This is a genomic window from Caloranaerobacter azorensis DSM 13643 (genome assembly GCF_900129995.1).
GTDB lineage: Bacteria > Bacillota > Clostridia > Tissierellales > Thermohalobacteraceae > Caloranaerobacter > Caloranaerobacter azorensis.
Window position 1 is genome coordinate 1 of record NZ_FQXO01000026.1, and the last position, 14,665, is coordinate 14,665.

Below are 14,665 nucleotides of genomic sequence, written 5' to 3' on the forward strand. Positions count from 1 at the left end.
ATAAAGGAGGAAGAGGAATGGCAAAGGCAAAATTTGAGAGAACAAAGCCACACGTAAACATAGGAACAATAGGACACGTAGACCACGGAAAAACAACATTAACAGCAGCGATAACAACAGTATTAAATAAGAGATATGGAACAGGAGAAGCAGTAGCATTTGAAAATATAGACAAAGCACCAGAAGAAAGAGAGAGAGGAATTACAATATCAACAGCACACGTAGAGTACGAAACACCAAATAGACACTATGCACACGTTGACTGTCCAGGACACGCAGACTACGTAAAGAACATGATAACAGGAGCAGCACAAATGGACGGAGCGATATTAGTAGTATCAGCAGCAGACGGTCCAATGCCACAAACAAGAGAGCACATATTATTATCAAGACAGGTAGGAGTACCAAAGATAGTAGTATTTTTAAACAAAGCAGACATGGTAGATGACGAAGAATTAATAGAATTAGTAGAGATGGAAGTAAGAGAATTATTAAACGAATATGAATTTGACGGAGACAACACACCAGTAGTAGTAGGATCAGCATTAAAAGCATTAGAAGATCCAGATGGAGAATGGGGAGATAAGATAGTAGAATTAATGGAGAAAGTAGACGAAACAATACCAACACCAGAAAGAGATACAGACAAACCATTCTTAATGCCAGTAGAGGACGTATTTAGTATAACAGGACGTGGAACAGTAGCAACAGGAAGAGTAGAAAGAGGAACATTAAAAGTACAAGACCAAGTAGAGATAGTAGGATTAACAGACGAACCAAGAACAGTAGTAGTAACAGGAGTAGAGATGTTCAGGAAGATGTTAGACGAAGCACAAGCAGGAGACAACATAGGAGCATTATTAAGAGGAGTACAAAGGGACGAAATAGAGAGAGGTCAAGTATTAGCTAAGCCAGGAACAATCACACCACATACAAAATTCAAAGCAGAAGTATACGTATTAACAAAAGAAGAAGGTGGAAGACATACACCATTCTTCAATGGATACAGACCACAATTTTATTTTAGAACAACAGACGTAACAGGAACAATTAATTTAGAAGAGGGCGTAGAGATGTGCATGCCAGGAGATAATGCAAGATTTACAATAGAGTTAATCACACCAATAGCATTAGAGGAAGGATTAAGATTTGCGATTCGTGAAGGTGGAAGAACTGTAGGAGCAGGTGTTGTTACTGAAATTATTGAATAATATAAATACAAGATATTAAAAGAAGGGGCGACCCTTCTTTTAATATCTAAAAAAAACTAAAAAAATGTTAATTAGGGCTTGAGTTTTCTTTTAAATTAATATAAAATGATATAGTGTGCAATTGACATGCGATGAGGCAAAAGGTTGCTTAAATTTTAAGGGAATTTTTGCCGAGAATGTCCGATTTAAAATCGGGCGACTGGTATTACCTTACCACGAGGCCGGTTGATAAAAAAAATATACAAAACACCCGGTTAAGTGTATAGGTGATTCCACGTCGCATGTGTAAAATATAACATGCGATAAAAGGAGGGAATTTTATGTCAAAAAATAATGGTAAGGGAAAACAAAAAATAAGAATTAGACTTAAAGCATATGATCATGAGATTCTTGATTCATCAGCTCGTAAGATTGTAGAAACTGCTAAGAGAACAGGAGCAACAGTATCAGGTCCTGTGCCTCTACCAACAGAAAGACAGGTTATAACAATCTTAAGAGCAGTTCATAAGTATAAGGATTCAAGAGAGCAGTTTGAGCAAAGAACTCACAAGAGATTAATTGATATTACAAACCCTTCACCAAAGACTGTAGATGCGTTAATGAGACTTAACTTGCCTGCAGGCGTTGATATTGAAATTAAATTATAATTATTCTTAGTATGATTACACTGCATGTGTAATCCGCTGTAAGATTATAGGAGGTGTAGAGATGAAAGCTATATTAGGAAGAAAGATTGGTATGACTCAAGTTTTCACAGAGGATGGAACAGTTATACCAGTAACAGTAGTTGAAGCTGGACCGGTTAAAGTTGTACAAAAAAAGACTGTTGAGAAAGATGGATATAATGCAATACAAGTTGGTTTTAGTGATGTAAAGGAAAAGAAAGTTAATAAACCGCTTAAAGGACATTTTGATAAAGCCGGTGTTGAATACAAGAAATATTTAAGAGAGTTTAAAGTTGAAAATATAGATGAGTATGAAGTAGGACAAGAAATTAAAGCAGATGTTTTTAGTGCAGGAGATAAAGTTGACGTAATAGGAATTTCAAAAGGTAAGGGATTCCAAGGTGTTATAAAAAGACATAATCAGTCAAGAGGACCTGAAAGTCACGGTTCAAAATATCATAGAGCAGTAGGTTCATTAGGTGCATCTTCATTCCCATCAAGAGTATTCAAAACTAAGAAACTTCCAGGACATATGGGACATGAAAGAGTAACAGTTCAAAATCTTGAAGTTGTTAGAGTAGATGCAGAGAAGAACTTAATCCTTATAAAAGGTGCAGTTCCAGGACCTAAAGGTGGATTATTAACAATAAAACAAAGCATTAAAGCTTAAGAAGGTTACTTTTTATAGAAGGGAGGACATAAAATGCCAAAAGTAGCTTTATATAATGTATCTGGGCAACAAATTGGTGATATAGAGTTAAGTGATAGCGTATTTGGTGTTGAAATTAATGAGCATGTATTATATGAAGCTGTAAAGAATTATCTTGCTAATAGAAGACAAGGTACTCAATCAGCTAAAACAAGATCAGAGGTGAGAGGTGGCGGAAGAAAGCCTTGGAGACAGAAAGGAACAGGTAGAGCACGTCACGGAAGTATAAGATCACCTATATGGAAAGGTGGCGGAGTTGTTTTTGCGCCAAAACCAAGAGATTATAGCTATAAATTACCAAAGAAGATTAAAAGACTTGCTATGAAATCAGCTTTAAGTTCAAAAGTTGTAAATGGAGAAATAATAGTATTAGACGAATTAAAAATGGATAGACCTAAAACTAAAGACATGGTATCTATATTAAATAATTTAAATTCAAAGAAGAAAGCTCTTATAGTTATGAGCGAAAAAGATGAAAATGTAATAAAATCAGCAAGAAATATACAAGGCACAAAGACTACATTAGTAAATACACTTAATGTTTATGATATATTAAACTGCGATTCTTTCATCATAACTAAGGATGCGGTTCGAAAAGTGGAGGAGGTGTATGCATAATGCGTAGCCCACACGATATTATAATAAAGCCTGTTATTACAGAGAAAAGTATGAATGATATGGCAGAAGGGAAATACACCTTTGTAGTAGATAAAAGGGCTAATAAAACTGAAATAAAGAATGCGATTGAACAAATATTTGGAGTTAAAGTTAAAAAAGTTAATACAATGAACATGAAAGGTAAAGTTAAAAGAATGGGTATCCATGTAGGTAGAAGACCGAACTGGAAAAAGGCTATTGTTACTTTAACTTCAGATAGCAAAGGTATAGAGTTCTTCGAAGGTATGATTTAGCGGTAGAATTAGTTAGAAGGAGGGAACGGAAATGGGTATAAAGAGTTTTAAGCCTACTTCACCAGCTAGAAGACAGATGACTGTTTCCACTTTTGAAGAAATTACAAAAAAAGAGCCGGAAAAATCATTAACAGTATCTTTAAATAAAAAAGCTGGAAGGAATGCTCAAGGTAGAATAACAGTTCGTCATAGAGGTGGCGGAGCTAAGAGAAAATATAGAATTATAGATTTTAAAAGAAATAAGGATGGAATTCCAGGAAGAGTTGCTGCTATAGAATACGATCCAAACAGAACTGCAAATATAGCGCTAATTAATTATGCAGATGGTGAAAAGAGATATATTATAGCTCCATACAAGTTAAAAGTTGGAGATGTTATCGAGTCAGGAGAGAATGTTGATATTAAAATAGGTAATGCATTACCTTTAAGAAATATACCAGTTGGTACTACAATTCACAATATAGAATTAAAACCTGGTAAGGGTGGACAATTAGTTAGATCAGCTGGTAATTCAGCACAGCTTATGGCTAAAGAAGGTAACTACGCTTTAGTTAAACTTCCTTCTGGAGAAGTAAGAATGATAAGGTTAGAGTGTAGAGCAACAATAGGTCAAGTTGGAAACATAGATCATGAGAATATTACTATAGGTAAAGCTGGTAGAAAGAGACATATGGGTATAAGACCTACAGTTAGAGGTAGTGTTATGAATCCTAACGATCACCCACATGGTGGTGGTGAAGGTAGAGCACCTATTGGTAGACCAACACCTGTTACTCCATGGGGTAAACCAACTCTTGGATACAAAACTCGTAAGAAAAATAAACCATCAGATAAATTCATTGTTAGAAGAAGAAAGAAATAATATAGTTTTATATAAACTAAGATGCGTCGGTTAAAAATAATGTGGCTTTGAAAGGAGGATCATAGATGGGTAGATCACTAAAAAAGGGTCCTTATTGTGATCCTAAGTTATTAAAGAAAATAGAAGAAATGAATAAAAAGAATGAAAAGAGAGTTATAAAGACTTGGTCACGTCGTTCAACTATCTTTCCACAAATGGTTGGACACACTTTAGCTGTTCACGACGGTAGAAAGCACGTGCCGGTTTATATAACTGAAGATATGGTTGGACACAAGTTAGGAGAGTTTGCTCCAACAAGAACCTATAGAGGTCATGCAGATACAGAGAAAACAACTAAAGTTAGATAGATATTGGATAGATGAAGGAGGGAATTCAGGTGGAAGCTAGAGCTATCGCTAAGTATGTTCGTATTTCACCCAGGAAAGTTCAGATAGTAGCAAATTTAATTAGGGGCAAAAATGTTAATGAAGCTCTTGCTATTTTAAAGTTTACTCCTAAGAAATCAGCTAGATTATTAGAAAAAGTAGTTAAGTCAGCACTTGCTAATGCTGAAAATAACTTTGATATGGATAGAGATAATCTTTATGTGGCTGAGGTTTATGCTAATCAAGGTCCTACATTAAAAAGATGGAGACCAAGAGCGCAAGGTAGAGCATATCCGATTTTGAAGAGAACTAGTCATATAGGAGTAGTGCTTAGGGAAAGAGAATAGATAAGGAGGGACTGAAATGGGTCAGAAAGTAAATCCACATGGACTTAGAGTTGGTATCATAAAAGATTGGGACTCTAGATGGTATGCTGGAAAAAAAGAATTTGCGGATTTTTTAGTGGAAGATTATAATATTCGTAAATTTTTAAAACAAAAATTATATATAGCTGGAATTTCAAGAATAGAAATCGAAAGATCGGCTAATAGAGTAAGAGTTACGATAAATACTGCTAAACCAGGAATGGTTATTGGTAAAGGCGGTCAGGGAGTAGAAGAGTTAAGAAAACAATTAGAAAAATTAACTAAGAAAAAAGTAGTAGTAAATGTTGAAGAGGTTAAAGTACCTGAATTAGATGCTCAATTAGTAGCAGAAAATATAGCATCTCAAATTGAAAGAAGGGTATCTTTCAGAAGAGCTATGAAGCAAGCTATTCAAAGAACTATGAGAGCAGGTGCGAAAGGTATTAAAACTGCTGTATCAGGAAGATTAGGCGGAGCTGATATGGCGAGAACAGAAGGATATAGTGAAGGAAATATACCTTTACAAACTCTAAGAGCAGATATAGACTACGGTTTTGCTGAAGCAGATACTACTTATGGTAAAATAGGCGTTAAAGTATGGATATACAAAGGAGACGTACTTCCAACTAAAAAAGCAGATAAAAAGGAAGATAAAAAAGAAATGTAGTTTTAATCCCTTAGGAAGGAGGAAAAAATATGTTAATGCCTAAGAAAGTGAAACATCGTAGAGTACACAGAGGTAGAATGAAGGGTAAAGCGACTCGTGGTAATAAAATAGCTTATGGTGAATTTGCATTACAAGCTTTAGAACCAGCTTGGATTACTTCAAATCAAATAGAGGCTGCCAGAAGAGCTATGACTAGACACGTTAAAAGGGGCGGTAAAATCTGGATCAAAATATTCCCAGATAAGCCAATAACTCAAAAACCAGCTGAAACTCGTATGGGTTCAGGTAAAGGTTCACCAGAGTATTGGGTAGCTGTTGTAAAACCTGGCAGAATTTTATTTGAAATGGCAGGCGTGCCTGAAGATGTTGCAAGAGAAGCTATGAGATTAGCATCACATAAATTGCCAATAAAATGTAAATTTATAACTCGTGAAGAGGCAGCTCAAGAAGGTGGTGAAGCTAATGAAAGCTAAAGAATTGCGTGAATTAACAACTCAGGAATTGAATACTAAATTAACTGACCTTAAGTCAGAATTATTCAATCTTAGATTTCAATTAGCGACAGGACAATTGGATAATCCGATGAGAATAAAAGCGGTTAGAAAAGATATTGCAAGAGTGAAGACTATTTTAAGAGAAAGAGAATTAAATAAGATGAACGCATAGTAGTTCCAGAAAGGAGGACTATTTAACGTGAGTAGAGGGAATAGAAAAGTTAGAATAGGTCGTGTAGTAAGTGATAAAATGGATAAAACTATTGTAGTTGCAGTTGAAACATTCGTATCACATCCATTATACGGAAAACAAATAAAAAGAACTACAAAATTTAAAGCTCATGATGAAAATAATGAGTGCAAGATTGGCGATATTGTAGAAATTATGGAAACAAGACCTTTAAGTAAAGATAAGAGATGGAGATTAGTTAGAATAGTAGAAAAAGCTAAGTAATCCTAAGGATTTGAAAGGAGGTTATCTCATGATTCAAGCAGAGTCACGTCTAAAAGTTGCTGATAATTCAGGAGCAAAAGAATTATTATGTATAAAAGTTTTAGGCGGAACTAAAAGAAAATATGCTAATATCGGAGATATAATAGTATGTTCTGTTAAAAGTGCAACACCTGGAGGTGTTGTTAAAAAAGGAGACGTTGTTAAAGCGGTTGTTGTAAGAACTAATAAAGGTGTTAGAAGATCAGATGGTAGCTATATAAAATTTGAAGAAAATGCAGCTGTTATAATTAAAGATGACAAATCACCTGTTGGTACACGTATTTTCGGACCTGTAACAAGAGAATTAAGAGAAGGTAACTTTATGAAAATAATATCACTAGCACCTGAGGTATTATAAGAGGAGGTGTAGGTAATGCATGTAAAAAAAGGAGATACAGTAGTAGTAATCTCAGGTAAAGATAAAGGAAAAAAAGGCAAAGTATTAACAGCAATGCCTAAACGCAATAGAGTTATTGTAGAAGGCGTAAATATGCAAACTAAGCATACAAAGCCTAGTCAAAAATCTCCGCAAGGAGGAATTATACACCAAGAAGGACCAATTCATGTATCAAATGTAATGTTATATTGTGAAAAAGATAAAAAAGGTGTTAGAGTTGGATATAAAGTATTAGAAAACGGTGAAAAAGTGAGAGTTTGTAAAAAATGCGGTGAAGTTTTAGATTAGTTCTTACTGCTGAAAGGAGGTACACCAAATGACATCACGTTTGAAAGAGAAGTATGTAAACGAAGTAATTCCAGCTTTAATGGAAAGATTTAAATATAGAAACATTATGGAAGTACCAAAGATAGAAAAAGTTGTATTAAACATGGGAATTGGCGATGCAAAAGATAATCCTAAATCATTAGAGGCTGCTGTTGAAGAATTAACTTTAATAGCAGGTCAAAGAGCTGTTGTTACTAGAGCAAAAAAAGCAATATCAAACTTTAAAATACGTGCAGGTATGCCAGTTGGTGCAAGAGTTACACTAAGAGGAGAAAGAATGTACTACTTTTTGGATAAATTCATGAACATTGCACTTCCAAGAGTAAGAGACTTTAGAGGTGTATCAAGCACATCTTTTGATGGAAGAGGAAATTATTCAATAGGTGTTAGGGAACAACTTATTTTCCCAGAAATTGATTACGACAAAATTGACCGTGTAAGAGGTTTAGATATAACTATAGTAACTACTGCTAAAACAGATGAAGAAGCTAAAGCATTACTTGAACTAATGGGTATGCCCTTTAAAAAATAAGAAGGAGGGAGTTAAGTGGCAAAAAAATCATTAATTGCTAAACAGAAAAGAAAACCAAAGTTCAGTACAAGAGCTTATAATAGATGTAGAATATGTGGTAGACCACATGCTTATCTAAGAAAATTTGGAATATGCCGTATTTGTTTTAGAGAATTAGCATATAAAGGGCAGATACCAGGAGTTAAAAAAGCAAGCTGGTAAAGTTAGCTAATATGGAAGGAGGTAGACCTTAATGGTAATGACTGATCCAATTGCAGATATGCTTACAAGAATTAGAAATAGTAATAATGCAAAACATGAAACTGTTGACATCCCAGCTTCTAATATGAAGAAGGCAATAGCTGAAATCTTATTAAATGAAGGGTTCATTAAGGGATATGATATTATAGATGATAATAAGCAAGGCATTATAAGAATACAGCTCAAATATGGAAAGAATAATGAAAGAGTAATAACAGGATTAAAGAGAATTTCAAAACCAGGATTAAGAGTATATGCAAAAAGAGATGAAATACCAAGAGTGTTAGGCGGACTTGGTATAGCAATTCTTTCAACTTCAAAAGGAATAATGACAGACAAAGCAGCAAGAAAAGCAGGCGTAGGCGGAGAAGTTATTTGCTACGTTTGGTAAAGTTTTTAAACCAGAGAACAGGAGGTGTAGTCATGTCTAGAATAGGGTTAAAACCAATAACAATTCCTGCTGGCGTTGAAGTAAAAATAAGCGATAATAACTATATAGTTGTAAAAGGGCCTAAAGGTCAACTTGAAAAGCAGCTTCATAGAGACATGAAAATAAACATAGAAGATAATGAAATAAAAGTAGTAAGACCTACTGAAAATAAAAAGCATAAATCACTACACGGATTAACAAGGACTTTAATAGCTAACATGATCGAAGGTGTAACTAAAGGTTATTCTAAGACATTAGAAATCGTAGGTGTTGGATATAGAGCACAAAAACAAGGCAATAAACTTGTATTAAACCTTGGTTTTTCACATCCGGTAGAGATGGAAGCTCCTGAAGGCATTGAAATAGAAGTACCTGCTAACAATAAAATAGTTGTTAAAGGTATAGATAAACAAAAAGTTGGTAATTATGCTGCGGTAATTAGAGATTTAAGAAAACCAGAGCCTTATAAGGGCAAAGGTATTAGATATGAGGGCGAAGTTATTAGACGTAAAGAAGGTAAGACTGGTAAATAGCAGGAAAGGAGTGATTAAGAGTGTTTAAAAAAGTACGTAGAAACGAAAATAGAAAGAAAAGGCATTTTAGAGTTAGAAATAAAGTGCATGGAACTCCTGAAAGACCAAGACTAAACGTATTTAGAAGTGCTAAACATATATATGCACAAGTAATAGACGATGTAGCTGGAAATACTTTAGTAGCGGCTTCAACTTTAGATAAAGAGATTAAAGAAAGTGTTAAATATACAGGAAATAAAGAAGCAGCTAGATTAGTTGGTAAATTGGTTGCTCAAAGAGCGTTAGAAAAAGGTATTGAGACTGTTGTATTCGACAGAGGCGGTTATCTATATCATGGAAGAGTTAAAGAACTTGCTGAAGGTGCAAGAGAAGCAGGACTTAAGTTTTAGTTAAAGGAGGGGAATTAATGCAACGCGGACGTATTGATGCTAGCGAATTAGATTTAAAAGAAAAGGTTGTTAACATAAATCGTGTTACAAAAGTTGTTAAAGGTGGTAGAAACTTTAGATTTAGCGCATTGGTTGTTGTTGGAGATGAAAATGGTCATGTTGGAGTAGGTATGGCTAAAGCATTAGAAATACCAGATGCAATAAGAAAGGCTATACAAGATGCTAAAAAGCACTTAATAAAAGTTCCTATTGTAGGGACTACTGTTCCACATGAAATAATAGGAGAATTTGGTGCTGCTAGAGTATTATTAAAACCAGCTGCAGAAGGTACAGGAGTTATTGCAGGAGGTCCTGTACGTGCGGTGTTAGAATTAGCTGGTATCAGAGACATAAGAACTAAATCATTAGGATCAAACAACCCTAGAAACATGGTTAATGCTACGATAGAGGCATTAAAACAGCTAAAAACAGCTGAAGAAGTAGCAAGATTAAGAGGAAAATCAGTAGAAGAGTTATTAGGGTAAGGGGGTATACACCTTGGCAAAAATAAAAATCAAATTGGTAAGAAGTAAAATAGGAAAAACTCAAAAGCAAAAGAGAACAATTGAAGCGTTAGGCTTCAAGAAAGTTGGTCAAATAATAGAGAAGGAAGATACTCCTCAAATCAGAGGTATGATACAAAAAGTAAGCCACATGGTTGAAGTAATTGAATAGTTAAAGAGGAGGTGTTTAGGATGAAGTTACATGAACTTAGACCAAATGAAGGAAGTACAAAGAAACGTAAGAGATTAGGTAGAGGTACTGCTACTGGACAAGGAAAAACTGCTGGTAGAGGTCAAAAAGGTCAAAAATCACGTTCAGGTGGCGGAGTAAGACCAGGATTTGAAGGCGGTCAAATGCCATTATATAGAAGACTTCCAAAGAGAGGTTTTACTAACAGATTTGCAAAAGAATATGCAATAGTTAATATAGAAACATTAAATAGATTTGAAGATAATACAGAAGTGACTCCAGAATTACTTCTTGAAACAGGTATAATCAAGAAGGTAATGGATGGAGTTAAGATACTTGGTGATGGTGAGTTAAATAAAAAATTAACTGTAAAAGCTCATAAATTTAGTAAATCTGCTGTTGAAAAGATTGAGGGAGTAGGGGGAAAGGTAGAGGTGATTTAATATGCTGACTACTCTTAAAAATGCATGGAAAATTCCTGATTTAAGAAAAAGAATGTTATTTACCTTATTAATGCTAGTTGTTTTTAGATTGGGGGCTAATATTCCGGTACCGGGAATAGATAAGCAAGTAATAGCTGAAATGTTTAAAGGTGAAGCCGGCGGGCTTTTAGATTTTATGAACTTAATGGCTGGTGGAGCTTTTAAAAGTTTTACGATATTTGCATTAAATATTTATCCTTACATTACAGCTTCGATAATTATTCAATTGCTTACAATTGCTATTCCTAGTCTTGAAGCGTTGGCAAGAGAAGGGGAAGAAGGAAGAAAGAAACTTGCTAAATATACAAGATATGGTACAGTAGTACTAGCATTAATACAGGCTATAGGTTATAGTGTAGGTTTCTTCAACAGGGCTTTAATAAGTAAGGATTTTCTTTCAATAACAATTGTAGTAGCTACATTGACTGCAGGTACAGCTTTCCTAATGTGGTTAGGTGAGCAGATTACAGATAAAGGAATAGGTAATGGTATTTCACTTATTATATTTACAGGTATTATTTCAAGAGTACCTGGTGGAATAGCGAAAATGATTAATCTTTTAAAGATAAAACAAACGAATGTTATTGAGATATTAATATTCTTAATACTTTCAGTGTTAATAATTGCAGGGGTTGTTGCAATACAAGAAGGTCAGAGAAGAATACCTGTTCAATATGCAAAAAGGGTAGTTGGAAGAAAAATGTACGGTGGTCAAAGCACTCATATACCACTAAAAGTTCTAATGGCGGGAGTAATTCCTGTTATCTTCTCGACTTCATTATTGGCATTTCCTCAAACTTTAGCATTCTTCTTTAAAGGAGGATTTGCTGAATGGGTTAATAAGTATCTATCATTAAGTGGCAACCCTGGGGTTATAATTTACTCAATATTGAATGCTATATTGATAATTTTCTTCACATATTTCTATACAGCAGTTCAATTTAATCCTTATGAATATGCAAACAACTTAAAACAATATGGGGGATTTATTCCTGGAATAAGACCGGGCAAACCGACAGCAGAATATTTAAACAGAGTTATTTCAAAAATTACATTAGTAGGAGCGATAACACTTGCTTTAATAGCTGCGCTTCCAACTATTATTTTATCTACTACACATCTAAATATTAGATTTGGTGGTACTGCACTTTTAATAGTAGTTGGTGTTGCGCTTGAAACTATGAAGCAGATAGAAGCTCAAATGTTAATGAGACACTATAAAGGATTCTTAAAGTAGCTTTTGATTACTCCATAAGGAGATGATTGTTTTGAGATTAATATTGTTAGGTCCCCCTGGAGCTGGTAAAGGTACCCAAGCTTCAGGGATTGTAAAAAAATATAATATCCCGCATATATCAACAGGAGATATATTTAGAAAAAATATAAAAGAGGGTACTGAATTAGGCAAAAAAGCGAAAGAGTATATAGACAAAGGGCTTTTAGTTCCTGATGATATAGTTGTGGCTATTGTAAAAGACAGACTAACAGAAAGTGATTGTAAAGATGGATTTTTGTTAGATGGTTTTCCTAGAACTGTAGCTCAAGCAGATGCGCTTGAGACTGAATTAAAGAACTTAAATATGCAATTAGACAAAGTAATAAATATTGAAGTTGATAAAGAAGCACTTATAGAAAGAGCGGTAGGAAGAAGAATTTGTAAAGAATGTGGAGCGACTTATCATATTAAGTTTAATCCTCCTAAGCAGGAAGGAATTTGTGACATATGTGGAGGAGAGCTTTATCAAAGAAAAGATGATACTGTGGAAACCGTAACAAAAAGAATAGAGGTATATCTTGAACAGACTAAACCTTTAATCGATTATTACAAAGATAAAGGTATACTTGCAAACATTGATGGAATGCAGGATATCGATAAAGTATTTGAAGATATCGTAAGTGCTTTAGGGAGCGGTAAATAATGATTATAATAAAATCTAAAAGAGAGATTGAAAAAATGAGAAGGGCGGGTAGACTTGTTGCTGAAACTCACGCCTTTCTCAAACAATTTATCAAGCCTGGCATTACAACGAAGGAATTAGATAGAATTGCTGAAGAGTTCATATTGAAAAATAATGGCAGACCAGCTTTCAAAGGATATAACGGTTATCCAGCTTCTATTTGTACGTCAGTTAATGAAGAGGTTGTTCATGGCATACCTGGATTAAAAAGGCTAAAAGATGGTGATATTATAAGTATAGATATTGGTGTGATTGTAGATGGGTATTATGGTGACAGTGCTAAGACTCATCCTGTAGGAAATGTATCAGATGAAGCACTTAGACTTATTAAAGTAACTAAAGAGTCTTTTTATGAAGGTATAAAATATGCAAAAGTAGGGTACAGACTTTCTGATATATCACATGCAATTCAAAAGTATGTGGAAAGTAATGGTTTTTCAGTTGTAAGAGACTTTGTTGGGCATGGTATCGGACAAAAAATGCATGAAGACCCACAAATACCTAACTTTGGACCGCCAGGAAGAGGTCCTAGATTGAAAGAAGGTATGGTTTTAGCTATAGAACCGATGGTGAATGCAGGAACATACCATGTTAGAATTCTTAAAGATAATTGGACGGTAGTTACATTTGATGGGAAACTGTCATCTCACTACGAACACACTATAGCCATTACAGATGGTGAGCCTGAAATATTGACTGCTTTATAACAAATAAGAGGTGAATTTTATGGAGACTACTGGTGATATTCAAATAGGGCAAGTTGTTAGATCGAAGGCTGGTCGAGACAAGGGTAGAGTTTTTGTCGTTATAGATATTTTGGATGATAAATATGTATTGATAGTAGATGGTGATTTAAGAAAACTTGATAAACCAAAGAAGAAGAAGATAAAACACTTAATAGTATATAAAACTGTATTAAAAAACATAAGTGAAAAAATTGAAAAGGGAGAAAAATTTAATAACGCTTATATTAGAAAATCTCTGAAACCTTTCAATGAAGAGATATAATTTCCTTGAATAGGAGGTTAGGTTGCCTAATGTCCAAAAAAGATGTTATTGAGGTAGAGGGTACTGTTGTAGAGGCTCTGCCAAATGCGATGTTTAAAGTAAGGCTTGATAATGGACATGAATTATTGGCTCATATATCAGGCAAACTGAGGATGAATTTTATAAGAATTCTTCCGGGAGATAAAGTAACGGTTGAATTATCTCCGTATGATTTAACTAGAGGTAGAATTACATGGCGTAAAAAGTAGCAAGGAGGGACTTATATGAAAGTAAGGCCATCAGTTAAACCAATTTGTGAAAAATGTAAAATTATTAAAAGAAAAGGTAGAGTAATGGTTATTTGTGAAAATCCTAAGCATAAGCAAAAACAAGGTTAAATTATAAACATAATATACTAGCTATTTATTATGTTTTTTAGTATAATAATTATTTGAGTTAATTAATATCGCGGCTGCTTAAGATAAAAGGTTGTATAAAGATAAAACTAATTGATTCACAGTATTAGGAGGTGTAGAGATTAATGGCCAGAATTGCTGGTGTTGACTTGCCAAGAGATAAGAGAGTAGAAATAGGATTGACTTATATATTCGGTATCGGAAGATCAAGATCAAACGAAATATTAGCTAAAGCTGGTATAAATCCAGATACAAGAGTGAAAGATTTAACTGAAGAAGAAGTAAGTAAATTAAGACACATTATAGATAATGAGTATGTGGTAGAAGGAGACTTAAGAAGAGAGATAGCTTTAAATATCAAGAGATTAAAAGATATTAACTGCTATAGAGGTATTAGACATAGAAGAGGATTACCTGTTAGAGGTCAACGTACAAAGACTAACGCAAGAACTAGAAAAGGTCCTAAAAAAACAGTAGGTAAGAAGCGTAAAAAGTAATAG

At 34.2% G+C, this 14,665-nt stretch carries 29 protein-coding genes; all 29 read left to right on the plus strand.

Annotated features, from left to right (window positions below):
• Positions 1 to 17 precede the first annotated feature (17 nt).
• Complete coding sequence (tuf, locus tag BUB51_RS05695) at positions 18 to 1,211, plus strand: elongation factor Tu (protein WP_073196251.1); 1,194 nt, start codon at positions 18 to 20, stop codon at positions 1,209 to 1,211.
• Between the two features lie 320 nt (positions 1,212 to 1,531).
• Positions 1,532 to 1,858 (plus strand): 30S ribosomal protein S10, encoded by a 327-nt coding sequence (rpsJ, locus tag BUB51_RS05700; protein WP_035162201.1) that lies wholly within the window; start codon positions 1,532 to 1,534, stop codon positions 1,856 to 1,858.
• A gap of 61 nt (positions 1,859 to 1,919) precedes the next feature.
• Positions 1,920 to 2,546 carry a 50S ribosomal protein L3 gene (gene rplC, locus BUB51_RS05705; RefSeq protein ID WP_073196198.1) on the plus strand — a complete coding sequence of 209 codons (627 nt, stop codon included), beginning with the start codon at positions 1,920 to 1,922 and terminating at the stop codon, positions 2,544 to 2,546.
• Positions 2,547 to 2,579: 33 nt separating this feature from the next.
• On the plus strand, positions 2,580 to 3,203 hold the full coding sequence (gene rplD / locus BUB51_RS05710) for a 50S ribosomal protein L4 (RefSeq protein WP_035162203.1): 624 nt from the start codon (positions 2,580 to 2,582) through the stop codon (positions 3,201 to 3,203).
• Positions 3,203 to 3,496 (plus strand): 50S ribosomal protein L23, encoded by a 294-nt coding sequence (rplW, locus tag BUB51_RS05715; protein ID WP_073196202.1) that lies wholly within the window; start codon positions 3,203 to 3,205, stop codon positions 3,494 to 3,496. Before rplD ends, rplW begins: the two co-directional genes overlap by 1 nt.
• A 31-nt stretch (positions 3,497 to 3,527) precedes the next feature.
• A complete protein-coding gene (gene rplB / locus BUB51_RS05720) occupies positions 3,528 to 4,358 on the plus strand; it encodes a 50S ribosomal protein L2 (RefSeq protein WP_073196205.1) in 831 nt (276 codons plus the stop codon).
• A 65-nt stretch (positions 4,359 to 4,423) separates the two neighbouring features.
• On the plus strand, positions 4,424 to 4,705 hold the full coding sequence (gene rpsS / locus BUB51_RS05725; protein WP_035162208.1) for a 30S ribosomal protein S19: 282 nt from the start codon (positions 4,424 to 4,426) through the stop codon (positions 4,703 to 4,705).
• 29 nt (positions 4,706 to 4,734) lie between these two features.
• A complete protein-coding gene (gene rplV, locus BUB51_RS05730) occupies positions 4,735 to 5,070 on the plus strand; it encodes a 50S ribosomal protein L22 (protein ID WP_054871444.1) in 336 nt (111 codons plus the stop codon).
• 16 nt (positions 5,071 to 5,086) lie between these two features.
• Positions 5,087 to 5,755, plus strand: a complete 669-nt coding sequence (gene rpsC / locus BUB51_RS05735) for a 30S ribosomal protein S3 (protein ID WP_073196208.1) — start codon at positions 5,087 to 5,089, stop codon at positions 5,753 to 5,755.
• Positions 5,756 to 5,784: 29 nt separating this feature from the next.
• Positions 5,785 to 6,228 carry a 50S ribosomal protein L16 gene (rplP, locus tag BUB51_RS05740; protein ID WP_035162218.1) on the plus strand — a complete coding sequence of 148 codons (444 nt, stop codon included), beginning with the start codon at positions 5,785 to 5,787 and terminating at the stop codon, positions 6,226 to 6,228.
• Complete coding sequence (gene rpmC, locus BUB51_RS05745) at positions 6,218 to 6,421, plus strand: 50S ribosomal protein L29 (RefSeq protein ID WP_035162220.1); 204 nt, start codon at positions 6,218 to 6,220, stop codon at positions 6,419 to 6,421. Before rplP ends, rpmC begins: the two co-directional genes overlap by 11 nt.
• A gap of 27 nt (positions 6,422 to 6,448) precedes the next feature.
• On the plus strand, positions 6,449 to 6,703 hold the full coding sequence (rpsQ, locus tag BUB51_RS05750) for a 30S ribosomal protein S17 (RefSeq protein ID WP_035162222.1): 255 nt from the start codon (positions 6,449 to 6,451) through the stop codon (positions 6,701 to 6,703).
• Between the two features lie 28 nt (positions 6,704 to 6,731).
• Entirely contained in the window at positions 6,732 to 7,100 is a 369-nt protein-coding gene (gene rplN / locus BUB51_RS05755; protein WP_035162224.1) for a 50S ribosomal protein L14, read from the plus strand.
• A gap of 15 nt (positions 7,101 to 7,115) precedes the next feature.
• Positions 7,116 to 7,427: a 50S ribosomal protein L24 gene (gene rplX, locus BUB51_RS05760; RefSeq protein WP_035162225.1), complete on the plus strand. Its 312-nt coding sequence runs from the start codon at positions 7,116 to 7,118 to the stop codon at positions 7,425 to 7,427.
• A gap of 28 nt (positions 7,428 to 7,455) precedes the next feature.
• Positions 7,456 to 7,998 carry a 50S ribosomal protein L5 gene (rplE, locus tag BUB51_RS05765; RefSeq protein ID WP_035162227.1) on the plus strand — a complete coding sequence of 181 codons (543 nt, stop codon included), beginning with the start codon at positions 7,456 to 7,458 and terminating at the stop codon, positions 7,996 to 7,998.
• 15 nt (positions 7,999 to 8,013) lie between these two features.
• Positions 8,014 to 8,199, plus strand: coding sequence for a type Z 30S ribosomal protein S14 (locus tag BUB51_RS05770; RefSeq protein WP_035162230.1), 186 nt, complete (start codon positions 8,014 to 8,016; stop codon positions 8,197 to 8,199).
• A 31-nt stretch (positions 8,200 to 8,230) separates the two neighbouring features.
• Positions 8,231 to 8,629 carry a 30S ribosomal protein S8 gene (rpsH, locus tag BUB51_RS05775; RefSeq protein WP_035162233.1) on the plus strand — a complete coding sequence of 133 codons (399 nt, stop codon included), beginning with the start codon at positions 8,231 to 8,233 and terminating at the stop codon, positions 8,627 to 8,629.
• Positions 8,630 to 8,661: 32 nt separating this feature from the next.
• On the plus strand, positions 8,662 to 9,201 hold the full coding sequence (rplF, locus tag BUB51_RS05780) for a 50S ribosomal protein L6 (protein ID WP_035162236.1): 540 nt from the start codon (positions 8,662 to 8,664) through the stop codon (positions 9,199 to 9,201).
• Between the two features lie 20 nt (positions 9,202 to 9,221).
• Complete coding sequence (gene rplR / locus BUB51_RS05785; RefSeq protein ID WP_035162239.1) at positions 9,222 to 9,590, plus strand: 50S ribosomal protein L18; 369 nt, start codon at positions 9,222 to 9,224, stop codon at positions 9,588 to 9,590.
• Positions 9,591 to 9,607: 17 nt separating this feature from the next.
• A complete protein-coding gene (gene rpsE, locus BUB51_RS05790; protein WP_035162241.1) occupies positions 9,608 to 10,114 on the plus strand; it encodes a 30S ribosomal protein S5 in 507 nt (168 codons plus the stop codon).
• Positions 10,115 to 10,127: 13 nt separating this feature from the next.
• A complete protein-coding gene (gene rpmD / locus BUB51_RS05795) occupies positions 10,128 to 10,304 on the plus strand; it encodes a 50S ribosomal protein L30 (protein WP_035162244.1) in 177 nt (58 codons plus the stop codon).
• Positions 10,305 to 10,324: 20 nt separating this feature from the next.
• Positions 10,325 to 10,765 (plus strand): 50S ribosomal protein L15, encoded by a 441-nt coding sequence (gene rplO, locus BUB51_RS05800; RefSeq protein ID WP_073196211.1) that lies wholly within the window; start codon positions 10,325 to 10,327, stop codon positions 10,763 to 10,765.
• 1 nt (position 10,766) lies between these two features.
• Entirely contained in the window at positions 10,767 to 12,041 is a 1,275-nt protein-coding gene (gene secY / locus BUB51_RS05805; protein ID WP_073196213.1) for a preprotein translocase subunit SecY, read from the plus strand.
• 31 nt (positions 12,042 to 12,072) lie between these two features.
• Positions 12,073 to 12,723, plus strand: a complete 651-nt coding sequence (locus BUB51_RS05810; protein ID WP_073196216.1) for an adenylate kinase — start codon at positions 12,073 to 12,075, stop codon at positions 12,721 to 12,723.
• Positions 12,723 to 13,469: a type I methionyl aminopeptidase gene (map, locus tag BUB51_RS05815; RefSeq protein WP_073196219.1), complete on the plus strand. Its 747-nt coding sequence runs from the start codon at positions 12,723 to 12,725 to the stop codon at positions 13,467 to 13,469. The genes BUB51_RS05810 and map overlap by 1 nt, the downstream gene beginning before the upstream one ends.
• A 19-nt stretch (positions 13,470 to 13,488) precedes the next feature.
• Positions 13,489 to 13,770, plus strand: coding sequence for a KOW domain-containing RNA-binding protein (locus BUB51_RS05820; RefSeq protein ID WP_035162255.1), 282 nt, complete (start codon positions 13,489 to 13,491; stop codon positions 13,768 to 13,770).
• Positions 13,771 to 13,799: 29 nt separating this feature from the next.
• On the plus strand, positions 13,800 to 14,018 hold the full coding sequence (gene infA, locus BUB51_RS05825) for a translation initiation factor IF-1 (protein WP_035162257.1): 219 nt from the start codon (positions 13,800 to 13,802) through the stop codon (positions 14,016 to 14,018).
• Positions 14,019 to 14,033: 15 nt separating this feature from the next.
• A complete protein-coding gene (gene rpmJ / locus BUB51_RS05830) occupies positions 14,034 to 14,147 on the plus strand; it encodes a 50S ribosomal protein L36 (RefSeq protein WP_025434559.1) in 114 nt (37 codons plus the stop codon).
• 143 nt (positions 14,148 to 14,290) lie between these two features.
• Positions 14,291 to 14,662: a 30S ribosomal protein S13 gene (rpsM, locus tag BUB51_RS05835; protein ID WP_035162265.1), complete on the plus strand. Its 372-nt coding sequence runs from the start codon at positions 14,291 to 14,293 to the stop codon at positions 14,660 to 14,662.
• Positions 14,663 to 14,665 lie beyond the last annotated feature (3 nt).

Coding starts and splice junctions, on each gene's coding strand:
- tuf (WP_073196251.1), top strand. CDS start 18: ATGGCAAAGGCAAAATTTGAGAGAACAAAGCCACACGTAAACATAGGA.
- rpsJ (WP_035162201.1), top strand. CDS start 1,532: ATGTCAAAAAATAATGGTAAGGGAAAACAAAAAATAAGAATTAGACTT.
- rplC (WP_073196198.1), top strand. CDS start 1,920: ATGAAAGCTATATTAGGAAGAAAGATTGGTATGACTCAAGTTTTCACA.
- rplD (WP_035162203.1), top strand. CDS start 2,580: ATGCCAAAAGTAGCTTTATATAATGTATCTGGGCAACAAATTGGTGAT.
- rplW (WP_073196202.1), top strand. CDS start 3,203: ATGCGTAGCCCACACGATATTATAATAAAGCCTGTTATTACAGAGAAA.
- rplB (WP_073196205.1), top strand. CDS start 3,528: ATGGGTATAAAGAGTTTTAAGCCTACTTCACCAGCTAGAAGACAGATG.
- rpsS (WP_035162208.1), top strand. CDS start 4,424: ATGGGTAGATCACTAAAAAAGGGTCCTTATTGTGATCCTAAGTTATTA.
- rpsC (WP_073196208.1), top strand. CDS start 5,087: ATGGGTCAGAAAGTAAATCCACATGGACTTAGAGTTGGTATCATAAAA.
- rplP (WP_035162218.1), top strand. CDS start 5,785: ATGTTAATGCCTAAGAAAGTGAAACATCGTAGAGTACACAGAGGTAGA.
- rpmC (WP_035162220.1), top strand. CDS start 6,218: ATGAAAGCTAAAGAATTGCGTGAATTAACAACTCAGGAATTGAATACT.
- rplN (WP_035162224.1), top strand. CDS start 6,732: ATGATTCAAGCAGAGTCACGTCTAAAAGTTGCTGATAATTCAGGAGCA.
- rplX (WP_035162225.1), top strand. CDS start 7,116: ATGCATGTAAAAAAAGGAGATACAGTAGTAGTAATCTCAGGTAAAGAT.
- rplE (WP_035162227.1), top strand. CDS start 7,456: ATGACATCACGTTTGAAAGAGAAGTATGTAAACGAAGTAATTCCAGCT.
- rpsH (WP_035162233.1), top strand. CDS start 8,231: ATGGTAATGACTGATCCAATTGCAGATATGCTTACAAGAATTAGAAAT.
- rplF (WP_035162236.1), top strand. CDS start 8,662: ATGTCTAGAATAGGGTTAAAACCAATAACAATTCCTGCTGGCGTTGAA.
- rpsE (WP_035162241.1), top strand. CDS start 9,608: ATGCAACGCGGACGTATTGATGCTAGCGAATTAGATTTAAAAGAAAAG.
- rplO (WP_073196211.1), top strand. CDS start 10,325: ATGAAGTTACATGAACTTAGACCAAATGAAGGAAGTACAAAGAAACGT.
- secY (WP_073196213.1), top strand. CDS start 10,767: ATGCTGACTACTCTTAAAAATGCATGGAAAATTCCTGATTTAAGAAAA.
- map (WP_073196219.1), top strand. CDS start 12,723: ATGATTATAATAAAATCTAAAAGAGAGATTGAAAAAATGAGAAGGGCG.
- BUB51_RS05820 (WP_035162255.1), top strand. CDS start 13,489: ATGGAGACTACTGGTGATATTCAAATAGGGCAAGTTGTTAGATCGAAG.
- infA (WP_035162257.1), top strand. CDS start 13,800: ATGTCCAAAAAAGATGTTATTGAGGTAGAGGGTACTGTTGTAGAGGCT.
- rpmJ (WP_025434559.1), top strand. CDS start 14,034: ATGAAAGTAAGGCCATCAGTTAAACCAATTTGTGAAAAATGTAAAATT.
- rpsM (WP_035162265.1), top strand. CDS start 14,291: ATGGCCAGAATTGCTGGTGTTGACTTGCCAAGAGATAAGAGAGTAGAA.